Origin of the sequence: Maribacter cobaltidurans (assembly GCF_002269385.1) — a bacterium.
Classification (GTDB): domain Bacteria; phylum Bacteroidota; class Bacteroidia; order Flavobacteriales; family Flavobacteriaceae; genus Maribacter; species Maribacter cobaltidurans.
In genome coordinates this window covers 4,395,652-4,416,264 of sequence record NZ_CP022957.1, presented here as the reverse complement: position 1 = coordinate 4,416,264, position 20,613 = coordinate 4,395,652, and the positions used below count along the sequence as shown (strand labels likewise).

The following is a 20,613-nucleotide window of genomic DNA, read 5'->3' as shown; positions in this document are numbered from 1 at the left end:
ACTTCTTAGAAAGTGTAAAAGGCCGTATTTTTGCAAGCTGAAAACCATTGTCTTTCTACATGACAGATTTGTTAAAGAAAATTTTCTTTTCTACCCGTTTAATGTCAGTCTTATTTATTGTATTTGCCGTGGCCATGGCATTTGGCACCTTCATTGAAAGTTGGTACAGCACGGAAACGGCCCGAATATGGATATACAATACCACATGGTTCGAGGTAATCATGGTCTTTTTTGTCATCAATTTTATCGGAAATATTTCCCGATATAGATTGCTTAGAAAGGAAAAATGGCCGGTTTTGATCTTACATCTTTCTTGGATACTCATTATCGTTGGTGCTTTTGTTACTAGATACATAAGTTTTGAGGGTATGATGCCCATAAGGGAAGGTGAAACAGAGAATGTGTTTTATTCGGACAAAACGTATTTAACCGCTTATGTAGAAGGAGACATAAATGGAGAGCCGAGAAGAAAAACGTTGGAGGATGATTTAATCGTGACTCCTGAGGCAATAAAGTCCAATTTGCCCTGGACCGGTGATTTTAACGGTCAGGAATTCACTATTTCTTATGTGGATTTTATCGATGGTGCTAAGGAAGGACTTATACCGGGGTCAACTGGCAATACCTATCTCAAAATAGTGGAAGCGGGAGATGGTCAGCGCCATGAGCATTTATTGGAAAACGGAAAGGTAATGAGTATCCACGGGGTTCTTTTCTCGTTAAACAATGAAACCGAAGGAGCCATTAATATATTTACCAATGGGGGGCAGTATCAAATTGTGTCGGCTTTTGATGGCAGTTTTATGAGAATGGCAGACCAATTTCAGGGTATGCTGGCCAAGGATAGTTTACAGCCTTTGCAGTTACGTTCGCTATACAACACGGCTAACATGCAATTTGTAATACCCGATTCCTTGGTACGGGGGAATTATGGTATTGTTGAAATCCCCGAATCTGAAAAAATGGAATTTGATTTGGACGCCCTAGTACTTTCCGTATCTAGCAATGGAGAAACTAAGGAAGTAAAGGTTTTAGGTAGTAAGGGACAGACCCAGTTTACGGATAAGATTAACGTTGGCGGACTTGACTTTGCCTTGCGATATGGTTCCAAAGTTTACGAACTTCCTTTCGCCATCCAGTTGAACGATTTTATCGCAGAAAAATACCCGGGTACGGAAAATGCCTACGCCTCCTTCATGAGTAAGGTGACCATTAAGGACGAACGGCCTTTTGATTATGATATATATATGAACCATATCTTGGACCATAAGGGGTATCGTTTTTTCCAAGCTAGTTTTGATCCTGATGAGAAAGGGACAAGACTTTCCGTAAACCATGATTTTTGGGGTACTTGGATTACCTACATTGGTTATTTCTTACTTTATATTGGGCTTATGGGGATTATGTTCTTTGGTAAGACACGTTTTAAGGATTTGGCGGAATCCTTGGATAAGCTTAAGGAAAAAAAGAAAAAGCTGCTGACCACCATCGTCCTTTTAATCGGATTGTCCACTTCTTTAAATGCACAGGAACATACCGTTGACGATGGTCATGACCATACCCAAACACCTACCCAACAACAAATAGATTCGCTTATAAAATCCTCCATAGTGGCCAAGGAACATGCCGATAAATTTGGGAAATTGGTCATACAGGATGAGGGTGGAAGAATGAAGCCCATCAATACCTTTTCTTCAGAATTATTGAGAAAACTGAGTTTTAAGGATACCTATCTGGGATTTAGCTCAGATCAGATTTTTCTTTCCATGATCATGAATCCTGCAGTTTGGTACAATGCTGAGTTTATTGCTTTGGATAAGAAGGCACAAAATGACAGTATCCGAAAGATAATAGGGGTTCCAAAGGGACAGGAATATGTTAAGGCCACCGACTTTTTCGATACAAAAGGCAATTATAAGTTAGAGCCCTTTTTACGGGAAGCAACCGCCACGAACAATCCGAATAAATTCGAGCAGGATTTTAAGGATGCCAATATTCGATTGAGTTTATTGAACCAAGCTTTGGGACAGGATATAGTGAAGATATTCCCTCTTCTGAATGATGAAAACAATAAATGGATTTCCGCCGTAGAATATCGAGGAGGGCAGATACAGGTTCAGGATTCCTTATATGCCAATTTTGTTAAGAATGCCATGCCTTATTACTTAATGACCTTAAGCAAGGCTCAACAAACTGGGGATTATTCCGAAGCCGACCGACTTTTAGCAGCATTTAAGCAAAATCAGGTAAATAATGGTAGTGAAGTTTTACCATCGGACAAGAAAATAAATACCGAGGTAATTTATAACAAACTTAATATTTTCAATAGGCTTTATAGGTATTATGCTTTGGTGGGTCTGTTGTTATTCTTTGTTTTAGTATTTCAAATTTTTAAGGAAAGGGAAATATGGAAGGCAATGGTTTATCTATTAAAGGGAACCATCATTATTCTATTTTTGTGGCATACAGCTGGGTTGATTCTTCGGTGGTATATTTCTGGACATGCGCCCTGGAGTAATGCTTATGAGAGTATTTTATACGTGGCATGGGCTACTATGGGTATGGGAATGTTGTTCATTAGAAAAAATACAATGACCCTGGCCGCTGCATCTTTTGTTACAGCCATGCTGTTATGGATTGCCCATCAAAGCTGGGTGGACCCAGCGGTAGGTAATTTGGTTCCTGTATTGGATAGTTATTGGTTAATGATTCATGTTGCCGTAATCGTTGGTAGTTATGGACCACTCACCGTAGGAATGATTTTGGGTGTTGTTTCCTTGGTATTGATTCTTTTGACCAATAAAAAGAACAAAAAGCGAATGGATTTAAACTTGAAGGAGCTTACCATAATCAATGAACTATCGTTGACCGTTGGTTTAATTATGCTAACTATTGGTAATTTTTTGGGTGGCCAATGGGCAAACGAAAGTTGGGGTCGTTATTGGGGCTGGGACCCTAAGGAAACTTGGGCCTTGATATCCATTATGGTCTATGCCTTTGTGATCCATACAAGATTGGTGCCTGGACTTAGAGGTAGATGGACTTTTAATTTTCTAAGCATTGTTGCGTTTGGTAGTATCATGATGACCTATTTTGGCGTAAACTTTTACTTAGTAGGTCTACATAGTTATGCTAGTGGGGCACAGGTAATTACCCCTATGTTCATCTGGTATACCATAGCAGGGGTACTTGCCCTAGGAGGTTTAAGCTATTGGAGGTACAAGGTGAATTACTCAAAATAAACTTTAGTCGGCCAGTAACAATCGCATGATTTCCTCTGCAGCCACTTTTCCTTTTTCCTTGAGAAAGTTGCGTGGGGTGTTGTCCCCCAGTTCAAAAACAATGGCAGGCATACCATGGTTAACATAGAAATAATTTCTAGAAACCATAGTAGGTTTTATTTTGTTCGAAGGAGCTATATTCGTGCGTTTTTGGGGAAGTCGGTTTGAAATGCTTTTAATCCAGTCGTACACTATTTTACCTTTTTCACCAATCACAGTGCTGTCGATGGGGTAGTAGATGTCGTCCCAAGTGGAATGAAAATCGGCACCGAAAACAAATTCATATCCCGCATCACTTTTTTTATTTAAAAAATCCCGGACACTTCTTGTTTCTGGTTGATTGAAGTTTTCCCAATCACGGTTAAGGTCTATACCTCCCATATTATGACGCCAATGACCGTTGTCAACACCATCTGGGTTCATAAGGGGTACTGCAAAAACATCAAATTTATTACGGAACTCTTTGGCTTGCGGGCTATCTCCCGTAATGGTTTCAATAAAGGATTTCATGACCAAAAACCCCGTTACCTCAGGAGGGTGTTGCCTTGAAATAATCATCAGGGCCTTTTTGGTAGAGGGGTTTTCCTTGATTTCCATCAGCTGGATGGCCCTGTTTTCATGTGATTTACCTATTTCGTAGTTTGAAACAAAAGGTTTAATGGACAATGAATCCACCCAATTTTGTACTCTTTTTGAAGTATAAAGTTCCTGGGCAGAAATCCAAGTGGGATTATTGTCAATATTCAGGGCAATTTCTGCAAATTCGGGTGCCGCTTTTATACCGAACTCACCTTCACCAGGATTGATAATCTTATATGCAGTGCTATCCAGAGGTTTAAAATGGACACCGTCTAAACTTAGTTTTGGGTAATATCTACTGCGTGAATCTTGATAAGAGAGTTTTATGGTGATTTCCCTAGGGTTTTCGGTCCAAACCTTGAAGGAATACCATGGGCTAACGTTAATTGGGGTGTTTTCAGCAGTTATCCAAACGGTATAATGATCGTTTCCATCGAACGCAACACCGTTTAAACGGGCACCATCGAAATCATTAGAAAAATAAGTTTTATTCTCTTGAGACCATATACCTTTCCATTGTTTCTGTACGGGTCTATCTACCGTAGGTACCACGGGACTGGCACCTTGACCCTGGTATCCGGTTTCCTTTTTCTCGGTAATTAGGGTTGCCGAGTTTTTACAGGATATCGATATAATGCTTAGTAGAAAGAGGCAAATCAAAGAATATTTCATAGAGTTTTAATTTGTTTGGAAGTTCCTTTTTGGAAAAATAGATGATTTTATCAATCGGTAAAATATATTTTCAATTATAATTTTTTGCATCTTTGCCCTATTATGGAACTCTAGGAATTTATACCCGCTGTTTAAAGCCTTTTTTGGTCGTATTCTTCAAAACGACCTTGGCTTATAATTTCTTTTTTTATCAATTATAAATTTCTTTTCAATGAGTTCAAATAAATACTCAATAAAAAATATAGCTTCCTATTTTTGGATCGCCGTAACCGGTAAGGAATCCGAATTTACCCAGGGTAGCATTCGCAGGGCAATTTTTATGCTTTCCATACCCATGATATTGGAAATGCTAATGGAATCTATTTTTGCATTGGTAGATATCGCCTACGTTTCAAAAGTTAGCGTCAATGCAGTAGCTACCATTGGTCTTACCGAGTCTGTAATAACACTTATCTATGCGTTGGCCATTGGTTTAAGCATGGCGGCCACGGCCATAGTTGCCAGAAGGGTAGGAGCCAAAGATATTTCTGGTGCCAAGGAAGCCGCTGTTCAGGCAATAGGCCTTGGAGTTTTTATCTCCGTTCTAACGGGCATTCTGGGTTTTATATTTGCCAAGGACATTCTTGCATTAATGGGTGCGGAACCTGACCTAATCAGGGAGGGCTATGGGTACACGAAATGGTTGTTGGGCGGCAATGTAGTAATCATGTTACTATTTCTAATAAATGCTATTTTTAGGGGGGCCGGTGATGCCTCCATTGCCATGTGGACCCTTGTTCTTTCAAATGGATTGAATATAATCTTGGATCCCTTTTTTATTTTTGGATGGGGACCAATACCTGAGTTTGGTGTTACTGGTGCTGCCATTGCCACCAATATTGGAAGGGGAATGGCTGTATTATTTCAGTTGGGCATCTTGTTTTTTGGTTGGGGCAAAATAAAACTTGCCTTAAAAGACCTTATTTTTAATTTTAAGGTTATGATCAATTTGATCAAGGTTTCTCTAGGGGGGATTGCCCAGTTTTTAATAGGTACCTCTAGTTGGGTATTCTTAATGCGAATGATGTCGGAGTTTGGTAGCGAAGTTTTGGCAGGATATACTATTGCCATTAGAGTGATGCTCTTTACTTTAATGCCGTCCTGGGGGATGAGCAATGCCGCTGCAACCTTGGTTGGGCAGAATTTGGGAGCCAAGCAGCCGGAGCGGGCAGAAAGATCTGTATGGAAAACGGGAAGGTATAACGTATATTTTATGGCAGCTGTCTCTTTGATTTATCTACTGTTTTCAACTGAAATAGTAGGCTGGTTCAATACAACTCCCTTGGTCGTTGAAAATGGTGCACTTTGTCTGAGGATAATTGCGGCAGGTTATATTTTCTATGCCTATGGCATGGTGGTTACGCAAGCATTTAATGGTGCAGGTGATACAGGAACACCCACAAAAATAAATCTATTGGCCTTTTGGGCTTTTCAGTTGCCATTTGCCTATGTTGCGGCATTCTATTTTAACTGGGGAGCCGTGGGCGTGTTTTTGGCAATTACCTTGGCCGAAGTTTTGTTGGCCATAATTTCCATTATTCTTTTTAAAAAGGGAAATTGGAAAAGAATAGAAATATAGGTCGTTTTCGTACCTTTAAAGCTTTGATTTAAATTATGAGTATGAACGCAAAAGGAAAGGGTTTAAACACGGTATGTACACATATAGGGGAATTAGAAGACACTGTTCACAAAGGTGCCGTATCACCTTTGTATATGAGCACATCCTATGCTTTTGATGATGTGGATGTTAAACGGTATCCCCGTTATTTTAACACCCCCAATCAGGAAGGGCTCTGTAAAAAAATTGCGGCTTTGGAACATGCAGAGTCCGCATTGATTTTTGGTAGTGGTATGGCAGCGGTCAGTACGGCCTTGTTGGCGTTTCTTAGGGCTGGGGACCATGTGGTTCTGCAGCAAACGCTATATGGGGGAACCTACAATTTGGTAACGGAGGAATTTGATAAATATGGAATCTCCTATTCCTTTACGGAGGGTTGGCAACCAAAGGATTTTGAAGAAAAAATTCGGGATAACACCAAGGTCATTTATATTGAAACACCATCAAACCCTCTTTTGACCATAACTGATATTGAAGGAGTAGCCTCTATTGCTAAAAAGAAAGGTATAATTTCCATGATCGATAACACCTTTGCCAGTCCGGTGAACCAAAACCCTATCGATTTTGGCATCGATATAGTCATCCACAGCGCAACAAAATATATGGGTGGACATTCGGATATCTGTGCAGGGGCTGTTGCCGCGAGTAAAGAACAGATAAACCGGATTTTCCATTTAGCCAAAAACTTTGGCGGTAGCCTGAGCGAATATACGGTTTGGTTATTGGAACGAAGCATAAAAACCATGGGACTTAGGGTAAAGGCACAGAATGAAAATGCTATGGAAATGGCCAAATTTCTGGAATCACATACCGATATAGATGCTGTTTATTATCCAGGTTTAACATCACATAAAGATCATGAGTTGGCCAAAAGGCAAATGAAGGGTTTCGGGGGCATGCTTTCCTTTGAATTAAAGCCCTATTTGGATGCTTCACTTTTCCAAAAATCCTTGAAGCTTATAAAATCCTCTATGAGCTTGGCGGGGGTAGAGAGTACAGTTTTATCTCCATCCCAAACATCACATTCGTTGATGAGTCCTGAAGTTAGGGCGCAACAGGGCATTAAAGATGGTCTGATACGTTTTTCGGTAGGGATTGAGGAGCCGGAAGATCTTATTGAGGATATTCAGAACGCTTTGGCTGTTGTAAAGAATACATCGAAAACCTCAGTTTAAATTATTTTATCCATCCAAAAACCTAAAAACGATTAAATGAAATTAGATATACTGGTGTTTGGTGCACATCCTGATGATGCGGAATTGGGTGCCGCTGGGACCATAGCAAAAGAAGTAGCTAATGGAAAGAAGGTTGGCATCATAGATTTGACCCGTGGGGAGCTGGGAACAAGGGGGTCCGCAGAAATTCGTGATAAGGAAGCTGAGGAATCCAAAGGAATATTGGGAGTAGCCATTAGGGAAAATATGGAATTCAGGGATGGGTTTTTTGTAAACGATGAAAAACATCAGTTGGAGATAATCAGGATGATTAGAAAATATCAACCTGAAATTGTTCTTTGTAATGCCATAGATGACAGACATATAGATCATGCCAAAGGAAGCGAATTGGTAAGTGATTCCTGCTTTTTAAGTGGACTTGTCAAAATAGAAACACAATTTGAAGGCATGCCACAGGAAAAATGGAGGCCAAAATCAGTATATCACTATATTCAATGGAAAAACCTTACCCCAGATTTTGTTGTTGATATCAGTAATTTTATGGAAAGGAAAACGGAGGCCATATTGGCCTACTCCTCACAATTCCATGATCCAAAAAGTAAGGAACCAGAAACTCCAATAAGTAGCAAGACTTTCATTGAAAGTGTTCGCTATAGGGCGCAAGATTTAGGTAGGTTAGTTGGTGTTGATTATGCCGAGGGCTTTACGGTAGAAAGAATGCTTGCGGTAGAGTCATTAGACTCTTTGATTTAAGCCGTTTTTTTATACTCCTTGCGTGCCTTGGGAATGGTAAAATAGAAGCTAGAGCCTTTGTTAATGGCACTATCTACCCATATAATCCCATTGTTTTTTTCTACCATTTCCTTGCACAAGGACAGGCCAAGACCAGTTCCCTTTTCGTCATTTGTACCATATGTGGAATGTGTTCCAGATTGGTCGAATATTTTTCCAAGGGTTTCCTCGCTCATCCCAACTCCATTGTCCCGAACATAAATTTCCCACTGTTTTGTTCTTTCCACTGCACCAATGGTAACGATTCCGTTCTCTGGTGTAAATTTTAGTGCATTGCTCATCAGGTTTCTAATAACAATATCGATTTGATTACTATCACACCATGTTGTTGTATTGGGCTCTATTCTGTTAATCAGTTTGATAGATTTGGCATTTGCCACCTCTGAAAGCAATGAAATGTTTTCATTGACAATATTTTCAATGGAAGTAAGCCCCGGTTTAGTTACAGATCCGTTCATTTGGGTTTGCCCCCAAGATAGTAAGTTGTTCAAAGTAAAGGATATATGGTCAATATCTGATTTCAATTTTGGTACAAAACCGATGAATTCATCTTTTGACATTTCCCCTTCCTTAAATAATTTGATCAACCCTTGGAATGCACCAATTGGGCCTCTCAGGTCATGACCAATAATGGAAAAAAGTTTGTTTTTGGTATGGTTAACTTCATGTAGATATTTTTCCTTCCTTTCTAAATCCTCTTGCTTCAAAATAAGCTCCCTATTCAACTTTTTTTGAATTTTGGCATTTCGCTTTATCAGAATAGTTATGACCAAAAATATAAACAGGATAATCAAAGAGGCATATACATAGTTCTTTTGTTTGGAAAGCGCCTTTTCGTTTTCTTGTATCAAATATTCTTTCTGCTTTTCATAAGCTATTTTTGTCTTAAGCATGTTGAGTCCCTTCATGCTTTCTTTTCTTGTAATCTTAGTGGAAACATCCTTGAAAATTTCATGATATTCCAATGCGGATTTAAAATCACCGTTGTTCTTGTGTATTTGATAAAGAAGCTTTGAGCCTTCCTCTATACCTGAAGCAGCGTCGATGTTTTTGGAAAGGTCATAGGCACGTTGGGCATAAATTCTGGATATACTATCCTTCCCTAAATTAAGTTGGGCCTCGGCTATGCCTGTCAAAAGGGTTATTTTTTCCCTTATGTCATCTAATTTTTCATGCAGATACTCACTTTGGGAGTACCAATAAAGAGCCCATTTGTTTTTCTGTTGTTTTAGATAGACCTTTCCCTTAACCTGATAGGCATAAGCCAGCCAATCTATAATTTTGTTTTCCTCAAAAGTCTTTATTGCGGTGTTGATATTGAACATGGCCAGTTCCAGTTTGCCAATATCGGCATATGTAGATGCCATATTACTCATCGTTTCTGCAATGATTATGGGATCACCAATTTTTTCATTGATTTTTTTTACTTTTTCATAATAGAACATTCCTTCTTCATAATCCTTCTGTGTAATGTAAAGATTGGCTATGTTCTCATTAACGATTGATAGCATATTTTGGTCGTTCAAGTATTCTGCTATCTCAATACACTTTAAATATTCCCTAAGGGCGAGGTCAAAATCGCCTTTATAATCATATTGTCCGCCTATGGTGTTTAGTATGGTAAGCCTCAATTGATCATCATGGGAATCCACACTGATTTCCAATGCCTTTTTTAAACTGGTAATGGACTGATCGTACTTACCTTTGTCGGAATAAAAAGTTCCTAATCCCAAATATGACTTTGCCATTCCTTTTGCGTAATCAATTTTGGTACTCAGTTTCAGACCTTCATTGGACAAAATTTTTAGGCTATCCAAATTATAATAACGTTGCTCGAGTCCTAACTCAAGTATTAAATCGATATAATCGGTATTCTCTTTGGTTGAATTTTGAAGTTTGGCAACTTCTATTTGTAGCGAGTCCCTTAAGGATAATTGGGCAAAATTACCATTGGCATAAAAGAGAAATACGAAAAGCATTCCTGTTTTAACGGAACCACTCAAAAAGGGTATGTTAAGAAGTTTAAATTTAATTATCACCGGTTAGAGCTCATTAAAAAATTAAATTTAGGATGGTTCTATTTAAAATTTCAATAATTGTTGTGAACTTCCATTTTTTGTGTGTTTTATCTGTAAATTATGCATTTGGTCGATGATATAATTCTAAAATATCATTTTTATTACCTATATAAATAATACTGTAAATTTAAAATATTAAGAAAAGTAATTCTCTTATAAATTAAATTGTTGGGGTTTTAAGGACATTTTGACAAACTAATGAAGAACGAAGTCCCTACATCTATTTCACTCTCCAACTGGATGTTTCCATTGTTTTTTTCAACCATTTCTTTGCAAAGCATCAACCCTAATCCTGTTCCTTTTTCAGATTGTGTTCCAAAAGTGGATAAATGCTCTTTGTTATCCCAAATTTTATTGATATTTACTTTGGACATACCCACTCCATTGTCAATTACTTTAATTATTGTATGATTGTCGGTAATTTCTCCTTTGATATGTATAGTTCCGTTTTCGTGAGTGAACTTGATGGCATTGCTTATGAGGTTCCTAAAAATAATTCTAAAGTGATTCAAATCGGCCATTACGCACAAACTTTTATCTAATGAACTCAAAAGATTAATATTCTTATTTTTTATATTTTCCTCGAATAAACCAATAATTTCTTCTAATTCCTTCTTTACAATTATTTTAACGGGGTTCACGGAGGCTCCTTGCATTTGAGTTTGACCCCAATTCAAAAGGTTGTCCAATGTAAAATGTATATGTTCCAAATCTTTGTGCAATTTGGGACCGAACCTTTTAAATTGACTTTCCCCATTTATATCCTTTAAGGATACTTCAAGCAATCCTTTCAAGGAGATGATGGGACCTCTTAAGTCATGACCTACAATGGAAAATAATTTATCCTTGGTCTCATTGGTTTCGTTGAGTATTCGCTCATTTTCTAACAAATTCCTTGTTTTATCGGCCAAAACTGCATTGAGTTGCTTTCTTTTCTTGTTGGATCTATAGATTATGATAATTATTGAAACTGCAATCACAAGTATACACATGGACCAACTGATATAATTTCTTTGTTGGTTTATCGTGGTCAGGTTCTTCTGGTCAAGTTTCTTTCTTTCCTCCTCAAATGCCAGTTTGGCTTTGAGCATGGCTATATTGGTTCTGTTTTGTTCCTTGGAAATAGAATCTGAATAAGCCTCAGCTCTCTCCAGATATACTAAGGAGGTATTTATATCATTTTCTGATTTAGCTATTTGGTACAAAAGTCTTGAACATTTTTCCAGTCCTGTTTTTAAATTGAATGAAGAATATAGATTAAGGCTTTTATGAGCATACTCCTTGGCCAGTGTAAATTCTTTCAATTCCATATGCACCATAGCCAATCCAAAATAAAGATCTGCAGTACCTTTTTTGTCTCCATTTTCAAGGTACTCCGTAGACGCCTTTTTATAGAATTCCAATGCATTATCATATTGTTCGCTTAGACGGTATACTTCACCTAAAGTAAGGTAGTTAAAAGCTTTAATCGTTGAATAGTCGGTTTTTTGAGCGAGAATGGATCCTTGGTTCAAATAGTCCAAAGCAATATCCAAAGCTTTCTTTTTCATATTTAGGTAGCCTAAATTAGAAAGTATGAGACCGTGGATATGATTTGGGGTGTCTTCATCAATGAATTCTCTAGCCTTGTCATAATATGCCATGGATTCTTCATAATCCCCAATTAATAGGAACATGGTCCCCAAATTGCTGTTGATTCGTATTATCTCCGTTTTATTTTGGGTATCTTCTGCAAGATATTTGGCCATTAAAAAGTTTTCATAAGCCTTTGGATGTTCCGCTTTTATAAAGTGGGCCTGGGCGATATCATTATAAATTTTGATGGCTATACTTGGATACAATTTCAGGTTAGGATTTTTGATGGCCTTTAAGTTGTATTCCAAGGATTTAGCGGTATTGCCCTGATATAGTTCGTGGCTAGCTAAATTGTATGTGGAATAGAATATCCCTTTTTCGTAATCGATTTCGCTGCTAAGTTCCAAAGCTTTTAAGGCCAAAATACGAATGGAATCCGATTTTTTATACCGCAGTTCCTCTGCCTTCCTATTAAGTTCCAATATATGAACGGTGTCCCGCATTACCTGATCGGACCGTACAGAATTATTGGGGTATTTAGTTAAAATGGCCTGGAAGCTTAAAATTGAAAGTAGTATATATGCAAAAAGGAAAAATATTTTCATTCCGTGGTTAAAGTAACAGAATAAAAGGATTTGTGATTCTTAAGTCAATGAATCTATATCTTTTGTATTCTTTAAATAAGATTGTTTAACAAACTAAGATAACACAATCAAAACATTCTTATGCGATTAATTGCTAATTTATAAATGCATTTTAGTATTCTTGAAATATTAAGATTTATGAAAATCCGATTTATTAAAAAGAACAAAAATTCATCGAAGAAATAAGGTTTTGGGACCATATGATAAAGTGATAATTTATAAAATTGTATTTTATTTAAAGATTATTTTCTTTTGATTAGTAGAAGAAAAAAAATTACCTTTGCTGCCGCTTATAAATGGTGGTTGTAGCTCAGTTGGTTAGAGCGCTGGATTGTGGTTCCAGAGGTCGCCGGTTCGAACCCGGTCTTCCACCCCAAAAAACTTAAAAGTCCCTGACAATTTGTCCGGGACTTTTTTTTATTGTTAAGGTCAATCTTAAAGAGGTACAGTTATTCTCTGAATAATTTGGTTTTCAACTCAATCTGCAGCCTTATCGACAATCACCGGATTTTGTCTGTTTGCCAATTCCCATGCCGTATAAAAAATGAGTTTTGCCCTATTCTCTAAAAGGTCATAATTAATTTTATCGGGCGTATCACTGGGGCGATGATAATCGTCGTGTGTACCGTTGAAATAGAAAATGATGGGTATATTATTTTTGGCAAAATTGTAATGATCACTTCTATAATAAAATCGATTCGGGTCATTTTCATCATTATAGGTATAATCAAGTTCCAAATGTGTATATTTTGAATTGATTTCTTCCGAAAGTTCGTGAAGCTCTGTGCTTAATTTATCGGATCCTATTAAATAAATATAGTTTTTATCTCCTTCCCGCTTTGGGTCAATTCTTCCTACCATGTCAATGTTGAGGTCGGCCACGGTCTGATCTAGCGGAAATATTGGGTCAACGTCCGTATAATATTCAGACCCCAAAAGCCCTTTTTCCTCTCCGGTAACATGAAGGAATACAATGGATCTTCTTGGCCCGTTTCCTTCCTCTTTCGCTTTTTGGAACGCTTCCGCAATTTCAAGCATGGCTACGGTACCTGAGCCGTCATCATCAGCACCGTTATTGATTTCACCACCCTCGGTTATACCAATATGGTCCAAATGCGATGAAATGATCAGGAACTCATTAGGTTTTTCCTTTCCCTGGATATAGGCAACCACATTCTCGGAATCTATCATTAAATTTGAACTTTCAAAGGAAAGGGTCAGTTGGGCCTCCAAATTTTTTGGCGAATCGTTTGTTTCAATATCCTGCATTATGGTTTCCGCGAGGATGTTATCAATAAATATGCTGGAGAAGTTTTCAGAGGTGACATCTTTAAGCCTCATTCTTCCACTACTGCTGTTCTTCATATAATCAAACCTGCTTTTAAACCTGGGAAAATTTTCCGCATCGTAATATAGAATTCCAGAGGCGCCCTTTTCTTGAGCGAGTTGGATTCTTTTGCCAAGTGACTCTGACATATTGCTCCATATGGATTTTTCTGAGGAACCGGAAATAACGTAGGAACCATTCTTATCAACTGGCTCTCCAGATTTTATCAGCACAAGCTTTCCGGATACTTCCAAACCTTGATAATCAGAATAGTTTTCATCCTCTATACCAAATCCGGCGTATACAACCTCGTTGTTCTTGGATTGAGCTTCGGAAAAGGTCAATACGTGTTCTACCAACAGGAAATCGGTGTTGTTTACGCTTAATTTTCCAATAGGAATTTTACTTATCTCAATTGGAACTTTCTGAAAATAGTCACCATTGGCCTTAGCTGCTGGAATACCTAACTTTTCATATTCGGACCTTATGTAGGCTATGGCTTTTTTTTGACCAGGCTCACCTGTTTCCCTACCTTCAAATTCATCTGAGGCATAAGTGAAAAGATGTTCCTTTAATTCCGGTTCCGTAATGGTTTCGGCATATATAGTTGGATTGGCCGGTTCTTTGGATACTTCTTCAGTTTTGACCGTTTTTTGGGAAGAATTACAGGCTACCAATAGTCCTGCAAACAACCATAATGTTTTTTTCATGTTTATTAGTCTAAATTTCTCAAAAATAAGGAAAAGTAGGGTTTATGCGTATCACAACAGGATGAATCGACTAGAATTTTCCTTATTCCAAATATTCTTGTGATGATTGGCTTAAAGTGACTATTAACATCATAAATTTTCCTAACAGAACGGCATTCGAGGTTGACTCAATTTTGTAGAATGTTATTAGCGTAAAATCGAAGGTCCTGTTTTTTTGTATATATAGAAAATAGATTTCAGTATCTTTAAACAAGGCACAAAATATTAAATGAACATGGGGTTTAAAGATTTAGCGGAAGAACATGTATTGATTTCAGATCTGTTCCACCTCCCACAAACAAGGGAGGAGTGGGAAACTTACATGCTGGACAAAGACCAAATAGAACATTTTAATGAATACGGCTTCCTTTCTGGGATTAAACTCTTGGATCAGGACCAAGTTCAGCAATTACAAAAAGAATTGGATGAAATAATGGACCCCAAGCATCCTGCGCATTCCCTTTTCTATGAATTTCATAGCAATGAATCCAGTGATACGGATTCCATATTGTTTCATTCACTGGGCCATTGGCGAATAACCGAGGGATTTCATGACGTACTCTGGAATCCGGCATTCATAATGGCCGCATATCAGTTATTGGGAAATAAAGCTGTTCGTTTTTGGCATGATCAAGTCTTTTATAAACCGGCAAAACACGGTGGGGTAGTGGCGTGGCATCAAGATTATTCCTATTGGACGCGAACCGTTGCCATGCAACATTTAACTTGCTGGACAGGTTTGGATGATGCTACTACTGAAAATGGTTGCTTACATTATATTCCCAAAAGCCACAAATGGGGTTTGTTGGACGCCCCCGAGCTGGCCGGCGATATGAATGGCCTCTTGAACCATCTTTCAAAAGAACAGCGTAAGGAATTCAATCCGACACCTATAGAATTGAAAGCGGGATACGCCACCTTCCATCATCCCTTGTTGGTGCATGGCTCGTATGAAAACCGGTCCGATAGACCCCGTAGGGCCTTTGTTTTAAATGTTTTTGCTGATGGTACCGTAAGTAATACCAACGATGAACTCCTCAAAGGTGTTCCGCCCATTCCTAAAGGTCAAAAAATGGAGGGTAAGTTTTTTCCTTTGCTATACCCCTAAATAGGAAGCTTTTCCTTGCTTGATCTTCTCTTTTGCCGAAGTTGTATTTTCTTTAGAATATCATCCGGATAGTTATTTGGATCGTCCTCGGCTTCTAAGATCATTAATTTCTGACCATCCCGAGGTTCCTTGAGTTCGTCCGGTGTTTTTCCCAATATAATAGCAGCCGTATTTACTCCGGAATGTCCAGCCCCGGCGACTCCATGTGATAAGATACTGGCACCACATAAAAAGAGGTTCTCTATTTCACTTTTTGCCTTGAAGGCGAAAGGTCCAATGTGCTTCAGGCTTTTTTCAGTCCCATAAACATTCCCATTTGTCGTATTGATATAATATTCATTGGTTATGGGCGTACCTAATTCTTTTTGCACAATATGTTCACCTATATTAGGGATTACCTTTTCAAGGCTTAAAATCATTTTTTGGGTCAGTTCTTCCTTGTATTGCAAATAAGCTTCAGAGCGTTGCTTATCTTCATTCTTAAATGGTGCAAAAGAGGTATAGTCTACGAAAGTAATTACTTCTAGGCAATGGTTTTTTCCATCAAAACTCGTAGGGTCCTTTAAGGTGGTGCAGTTAATGAACATTCCCTCAAAAGCTTTAATCTTCTTAAGATTACCGTTCATTACTTCATCAAAATAATCATCCATGTCCCTGTCCGGCATCACCCAGATATTGCCAGAATCCAGTCCAGCTTTCCTCACATCCATATCTACCGTAAGGAATAACATTAAGGAAGTACAGGAATAGATGGTTTTGTCCAATTTCTTCCTCAGTTTTGGACTGAGGTATTGTTGTCCGATTAACCTATTATAGGTGATGCCAACGTCAGCATTGGAAACGACGTGGGTTCCAAAAATTTGCGTTCCGTCCTGAAGCTCTACACCAATGGCTTTTTTTACCTTTTCGTCTTCGATGAGAATTCTTTTAACTGAAGTGGACGTTTTAAGTACACCACCATAAGATTTAAACCTTTTGTTCATGGCTTTTACCAGCGCACCACCACCTCCCATGGGATAATAGCCTCCTTTGAAGTAATGAAACATCAATGCGGCATGTAGAATAAATGCAGCTTTGCGGGGTTGAACCCCATGGTCTCCACATTGTATGTTAAGAATATTTCTTAAAAGCGGATTCTTTACATGCCAATTGATAACCCTTCTCAGGCTAAACAGACCATATTTTCCAAAATGTCTGGTCCTATATGGTAAGGTCAACTTTTGCCAAAACCCTTTTATATAGGGAAGCGAATATAATTCCTCGCTCGCCAGCCTTACAAGTTTTAGATATTTTTGAATTCCTTTTTTTTCTTCTGGAAATTTTGCAATGAGCCTTTTTTCCAATTCCTCGGGATCATCGGGATAATCGAATCGATGCGGACCCAAATGTACATGTTCATAGGCTTCTGGGTTCATTCTAAAAAACACTAAATCATTGGCAATTTCCAATCCTTTGTATAGGTCACTTGTAGATTCTCCTTCTCCTAGCAACCCTATATAGTGAACACCGGGTGTAAAACGGTGACCGTTTAAATAAAAGCTATGGCACCAACCTCCCGGAACATCGTGCTGCTCCAATAGTAGCACTTTTTGACCTGCTCTCGCTAGACATATAGCAGCGGATAGACCACCCGCCCCTGACCCTATAATAATAGAGTCCCACGTTTGGTTTGATATATCCCCTAAATTGTTTTTTACGGTCAAATTTTATTTTTTCAACGCGTTTTCAATAGCTTTTTCAACAAGTGGCTCCATGATTTCATAACCTTCAATGGTCGGGTGGACTCCATCCTCAGCATACTTTTTTGGAAGTCCATTTCGTTCATCGGCCATTTTGGAAAAATAATCAAGATAAATATGGCCCTTGTCTTGGGCATATTCCTTTATCATTTTATTTAAGGCTACAATTTTGTCCGCGGGTTCCATACCCGGTTTCCAAGGATAATCATATGCCGGTAATGTAGAGGATAGAACCACTTTTATGTCATTCGCATGGGCCAGTTCTGCCATTCCCTTTATGTTGTCCATAATCATTTCCAAAGTAGAAGGTCCTGTGTTGCCCGCTATATCATTGGTTCCTGCTAGAATTACCACGACCTTTGGCTTTAAGTTTATGACATCCTGTCTAAAACGAATCAACATTTGTGGCGTTGTTTGGCCACTAATTCCTCTGTTGATATATGGTTTGCCTTCAAAAAACTCAGGCCTGGAATTCAACCACCCTATGGTAATGGAGTTTCCCATAAAGACGACCCTATCCTCACCTTTTTTTGGTAAACCAACTTCCTCATTTGCATCTTGGAACATTTTTAGGTTGGCCCAATCCTGGGCAAGAACGGTATGTTGGGATAAAAATGTGGCGAGAATTCCCATAAATAAAAGTTTGATGTTTTTCATTTGTATATTATTGATTATGTTGAAGTTTTCTTTTTTCATCTGAAGTCAAGGGTAGTGTATCCATTAACTTATGAAGATTTGGCCTTTGGACGGCCAAATATAAAACCAAACAGATTGCAATGACCAAAGGCAAGGCATTGCCCGTAAGACTGTAGGCGACTATGGCAAAAAAGGCCGGACCTTCCAACAATGCATATTTAATAATGGATGCGGTTTGGTACGTTTTCAATTTATTTTCCAAGGATACGTCCTTATTTACTGAAGAAATCATTTTTTTAAATATAAACTGACTTCCAAAATAACCCACTATTGCAAATATTGGGACCAAATATAAAAATGGATTTGAAGAATCCATTTCTGCATTAATTTCTTCTGATTGTAGATAAGAATAGATAAGGAATACCGTCACTCCAGCAACCAACGCCAAATGAATTGTTGTGTTTGTTCTTAAAAAGGCCTTAATATCCAAAATTGATAATAAAGCCCTAATATACTATTTTATAGTTTAGTTATTTTAGAAAAAAACATGACCAAAAGAACGCTTTCTATATATTTGCCGAGTATGAGGACTCTGCTACTTTTTTGCTGTATGATTTTATTTACCGTTAAAGGATTCTCCCAATTGGGTGAAGACAAAGTTTTGCACTTTGTTGGTGGTAACCTTTTTGGTATGGTAGGAGCGGGCTTGGCCAATCAAATTTCCGATGGTAATCGTGCTTGGACCTTTGCGGGGTCGGTTGGGGGTAGCCTGCTCATAGGTTTGGCCAAAGAGGGCATTGATCAAAACCAATATGGTGGATGGGATAATGAAGATTTATTGGCTACCGTTTTGGGTGGTGTAACCGTTGGCGTTACCATTGATGTCTTCAAGCAAAAGAAAAAAAGAAAGCGAGAGCAGCTTTATAGGGATGCTATTGGATTGGAACTTGAACATGATAAACAACCAATCAATAACCTTTCCCTTGATACCTCGCTTTCCGTTTTGGCAATATCGTCAGGTGTTCTTACCGGAAAATACTAGTATTTGGCACTTTCACCGTTTGTCAAAGTATTTTTGATAAATTCCCGTATATCATTATTTGCTTTTTGAAGGTCTTCTTTTCTTAGGTACATCATGTGACCGGAACGATAACCTTTAAAACTAAAACGGTCTTTCATCCTACCACTGGGGTCCACTTGCCACATCAAATATTTAGCATTGAAATAGGTGGTTGCACCATCATAATAACCTGATTGTACCATAACGTTCAAGTATGGATTTTGTGCCATGGCCTGTCTCAAATTTTCTCTTGTATTTTCATCAGAGTTGTCCCATGGATGAACAGGACCGAACATATTATATTTTATATCGGTCTTGAACTTTAATTCTTCCTGTAGATAGTAATTTATGGCCGGTGTAAAGCTGTGCAACCATGAAGTAAGTTCGGAATTATAGTCTGGACGCATACCCATAAGTTGTTTATCCAGTCCCATATAACGGGAATCCAACCGTCCAACGGTGTAGCCCCCTCTTTCCTTTAAAAGATTCTTCCAAAAGAACGAAGTAGGAACAGATAGGTTTTGGTCGATGATATCCTTGGCATCCAAACCGGAATAATAGGACATTTTTTCAGCAACAGCGGCTCTTTCATTATCCGGAATAAATCCTCCTTTGGCCAAAGCTGGTATTAAAGTATTTATGGTGTACTCTTCCGATTCTGGAAGTATCTCAAGCAAATCCTTGTTCTGTAATTGGGGAGGTAAGGCCTTGTGATGCCAGGCTGCAGCGGTATAGTACGGCAAATTGATGGCCTCTGCAACGGGTCCCTCGTTTCGTATAATTTTATAATCTGCTGGCGATACTAAAATCACCCCATTGAGATACATCCATTGTGCGTTCTGCAATTCCAGTGAAAGTCCCATAACCCTTGGTCCACCGTAACTTTCACCAATTAGATATTTGGGCGAACGCCATCTGTTATTTCTTGTTACAAAGGTATTTAACCATTCTGCCAAGTATTTAATATCGGCATTGATACCAAAGAATTTTTTACGGTCCACTTTTTCGCCGGATTCAGGAATAGTTCTTGAGTAGCCCGTATTGGCCGGATTTACGTAAACCACGTCAGTAACATCCAAAACGGAATATGGATTTTCACTAACTCCGTACGGTTGTATGGGATACCCTTCATCATCAATCTTTAAAATTCGGGGGCCTGTATAGGCTAAATGCATCCAAACGGATCCGGAACCGGGCCCACCATTAAAGGATATCAACAAAGGTCTGGATGCCCTGTCCTTCACATTATTCCGAGTATAATAAGTATAATGTAAAGAGGCTATGGGTTCACCGTGTTCATCCCAAACAGGCTGGGTTCCCGTTTGTGCAGTATAGTTTATGGCGTTTCCATTGATGTTAACACTGTGTTGTGTGGTCACAACCGTATCAATGGGCAAATTTCTACCCTGTGCGTTAATTTGAAAATTGAGGAATAAAAAAAGTACAGATAAGTATAAATAATGTTTCATAAGTTAGTTTGAATTAGTCGCTTAAAAATAACCATTTATTAAGGAATACCATTTTATGCAGCTATGGAATTT

General features: G+C 38.4%; 14 protein-coding genes and 1 tRNA gene. 7 read left to right on the top strand and 8 right to left on the bottom strand.

All coding sequences use genetic code 11. The features are described from left to right. The first annotated feature begins 59 nt into the window (after positions 1-59). Positions 60-3,242 carry a cytochrome c biogenesis protein CcsA gene (ccsA, locus tag CJ263_RS19875; protein ID WP_094998855.1) on the top strand — a complete coding sequence of 1,061 codons (3,183 nt, stop codon included), beginning with the start codon at positions 60-62 and terminating at the stop codon, positions 3,240-3,242. 3 nt (positions 3,243-3,245) lie between these two features. Here the strand turns inward: ccsA and CJ263_RS19870 are convergent, their stop codons facing one another. Then, positions 3,246-4,532, bottom strand: coding sequence for a M14 family metallopeptidase (locus CJ263_RS19870; RefSeq protein ID WP_094998854.1), 1,287 nt, complete (start codon positions 4,530-4,532; stop codon positions 3,246-3,248). 211 nt (positions 4,533-4,743) lie between these two features. Here CJ263_RS19870 and CJ263_RS19865 point away from each other — a divergent pair, with 211 nt between their 5' ends. From CJ263_RS19865 to bshB1, 3 genes are read left to right on the top strand one after another with little or no spacing between them, the layout of a single operon-like run. Continuing rightward, the gene (locus CJ263_RS19865; RefSeq protein ID WP_094998853.1) at positions 4,744-6,150 is read left to right on the top strand and encodes an MATE family efflux transporter; all 1,407 of its coding nucleotides are present in this window, start codon (positions 4,744-4,746) and stop codon (positions 6,148-6,150) included. Positions 6,151-6,191: 41 nt separating this feature from the next. Beyond that, positions 6,192-7,364 (top strand): trans-sulfuration enzyme family protein, encoded by a 1,173-nt coding sequence (locus CJ263_RS19860; RefSeq protein ID WP_094998852.1) that lies wholly within the window; start codon positions 6,192-6,194, stop codon positions 7,362-7,364. 36 nt (positions 7,365-7,400) lie between these two features. Continuing rightward, positions 7,401-8,117 carry a bacillithiol biosynthesis deacetylase BshB1 gene (gene bshB1, locus CJ263_RS19855; RefSeq protein WP_094998851.1) on the top strand — a complete coding sequence of 239 codons (717 nt, stop codon included), beginning with the start codon at positions 7,401-7,403 and terminating at the stop codon, positions 8,115-8,117. On the opposite strand, the gene CJ263_RS19850 is transcribed toward bshB1, so the two are convergent. After that, a complete protein-coding gene (locus CJ263_RS19850; protein ID WP_094998850.1) occupies positions 8,114-10,135 on the bottom strand; it encodes a tetratricopeptide repeat-containing sensor histidine kinase in 2,022 nt (673 codons plus the stop codon). The genes bshB1 and CJ263_RS19850 overlap by 4 nt on opposite strands. 275 nt (positions 10,136-10,410) lie before the next feature. Then, a complete protein-coding gene (locus CJ263_RS19845; RefSeq protein ID WP_094998849.1) occupies positions 10,411-12,414 on the bottom strand; it encodes a tetratricopeptide repeat-containing sensor histidine kinase in 2,004 nt (667 codons plus the stop codon). A 338-nt stretch (positions 12,415-12,752) separates the two neighbouring features. Between CJ263_RS19845 and CJ263_RS19840 the strand changes: the two genes are divergently transcribed. Beyond that, positions 12,753-12,829 (top strand) — tRNA-His (locus tag CJ263_RS19840). Between the two features lie 101 nt (positions 12,830-12,930). Here CJ263_RS19840 and CJ263_RS19835 read toward each other — a convergent pair. Continuing rightward, complete coding sequence (locus CJ263_RS19835; protein ID WP_094998848.1) at positions 12,931-14,490, bottom strand: M28 family peptidase; 1,560 nt, start codon at positions 14,488-14,490, stop codon at positions 12,931-12,933. Positions 14,491-14,764: 274 nt separating this feature from the next. Between CJ263_RS19835 and CJ263_RS19830 the strand changes: the two genes are divergently transcribed. After that, positions 14,765-15,637, top strand: coding sequence for a phytanoyl-CoA dioxygenase family protein (locus tag CJ263_RS19830; protein ID WP_199768155.1), 873 nt, complete (start codon positions 14,765-14,767; stop codon positions 15,635-15,637). On the opposite strand, the gene CJ263_RS19825 is transcribed toward CJ263_RS19830, so the two are convergent. From CJ263_RS19825 to CJ263_RS21040, 3 genes are read right to left on the bottom strand one after another with little or no spacing between them, the layout of a single operon-like run. Beyond that, the gene (locus CJ263_RS19825; protein ID WP_229702468.1) at positions 15,634-17,340 is read right to left on the bottom strand and encodes a phytoene desaturase family protein; all 1,707 of its coding nucleotides are present in this window, start codon (positions 17,338-17,340) and stop codon (positions 15,634-15,636) included. The genes CJ263_RS19830 and CJ263_RS19825 overlap by 4 nt on opposite strands. Positions 17,341-17,343: 3 nt before the next feature. Continuing rightward, positions 17,344-18,033, bottom strand: coding sequence for an SGNH/GDSL hydrolase family protein (locus tag CJ263_RS19820; RefSeq protein WP_094999328.1), 690 nt, complete (start codon positions 18,031-18,033; stop codon positions 17,344-17,346). A gap of 7 nt (positions 18,034-18,040) precedes the next feature. Next, positions 18,041-18,304, bottom strand: coding sequence for a hypothetical protein (locus tag CJ263_RS21040; protein ID WP_158657208.1), 264 nt, complete (start codon positions 18,302-18,304; stop codon positions 18,041-18,043). A 318-nt stretch (positions 18,305-18,622) separates the two neighbouring features. Between CJ263_RS21040 and CJ263_RS19810 the strand changes: the two genes are divergently transcribed. Beyond that, positions 18,623-19,054, top strand: a complete 432-nt coding sequence (locus CJ263_RS19810) for a hypothetical protein (RefSeq protein WP_199768154.1) — start codon at positions 18,623-18,625, stop codon at positions 19,052-19,054. Here CJ263_RS19810 and CJ263_RS19805 read toward each other — a convergent pair. After that, positions 19,051-20,541 carry a S10 family peptidase gene (locus CJ263_RS19805; RefSeq protein ID WP_094998845.1) on the bottom strand — a complete coding sequence of 497 codons (1,491 nt, stop codon included), beginning with the start codon at positions 20,539-20,541 and terminating at the stop codon, positions 19,051-19,053. The two genes, CJ263_RS19810 and CJ263_RS19805, sit on opposite strands and share 4 nt — an antisense overlap. Positions 20,542-20,613 lie beyond the last annotated feature (72 nt).

Bases quoted from the DNA above. Each gene is read 5' to 3' on its own strand.
- ccsA (WP_094998855.1), top strand. From the start codon at position 60: ATGACAGATTTGTTAAAGAAAATTTTCTTTTCTACCCGTTTAATGTCA.
- CJ263_RS19870 (WP_094998854.1), bottom strand. From the start codon at position 4,532: ATGAAATATTCTTTGATTTGCCTCTTTCTACTAAGCATTATATCGATA.
- CJ263_RS19865 (WP_094998853.1), top strand. From the start codon at position 4,744: ATGAGTTCAAATAAATACTCAATAAAAAATATAGCTTCCTATTTTTGG.
- CJ263_RS19860 (WP_094998852.1), top strand. From the start codon at position 6,192: ATGAACGCAAAAGGAAAGGGTTTAAACACGGTATGTACACATATAGGG.
- bshB1 (WP_094998851.1), top strand. From the start codon at position 7,401: ATGAAATTAGATATACTGGTGTTTGGTGCACATCCTGATGATGCGGAA.
- CJ263_RS19850 (WP_094998850.1), bottom strand. From the start codon at position 10,135: ATGCTTTTCGTATTTCTCTTTTATGCCAATGGTAATTTTGCCCAATTA.
- CJ263_RS19845 (WP_094998849.1), bottom strand. From the start codon at position 12,414: ATGAAAATATTTTTCCTTTTTGCATATATACTACTTTCAATTTTAAGC.
- CJ263_RS19835 (WP_094998848.1), bottom strand. From the start codon at position 14,490: ATGAAAAAAACATTATGGTTGTTTGCAGGACTATTGGTAGCCTGTAAT.
- CJ263_RS19830 (WP_199768155.1), top strand. From the start codon at position 14,765: ATGGGGTTTAAAGATTTAGCGGAAGAACATGTATTGATTTCAGATCTG.
- CJ263_RS19820 (WP_094999328.1), bottom strand. From the start codon at position 18,033: ATGAAAAACATCAAACTTTTATTTATGGGAATTCTCGCCACATTTTTA.
- CJ263_RS21040 (WP_158657208.1), bottom strand. From the start codon at position 18,304: ATGATTTCTTCAGTAAATAAGGACGTATCCTTGGAAAATAAATTGAAA.
- CJ263_RS19810 (WP_199768154.1), top strand. From the start codon at position 18,623: ATGATTTTATTTACCGTTAAAGGATTCTCCCAATTGGGTGAAGACAAA.
- CJ263_RS19805 (WP_094998845.1), bottom strand. From the start codon at position 20,541: ATGAAACATTATTTATACTTATCTGTACTTTTTTTATTCCTCAATTTT.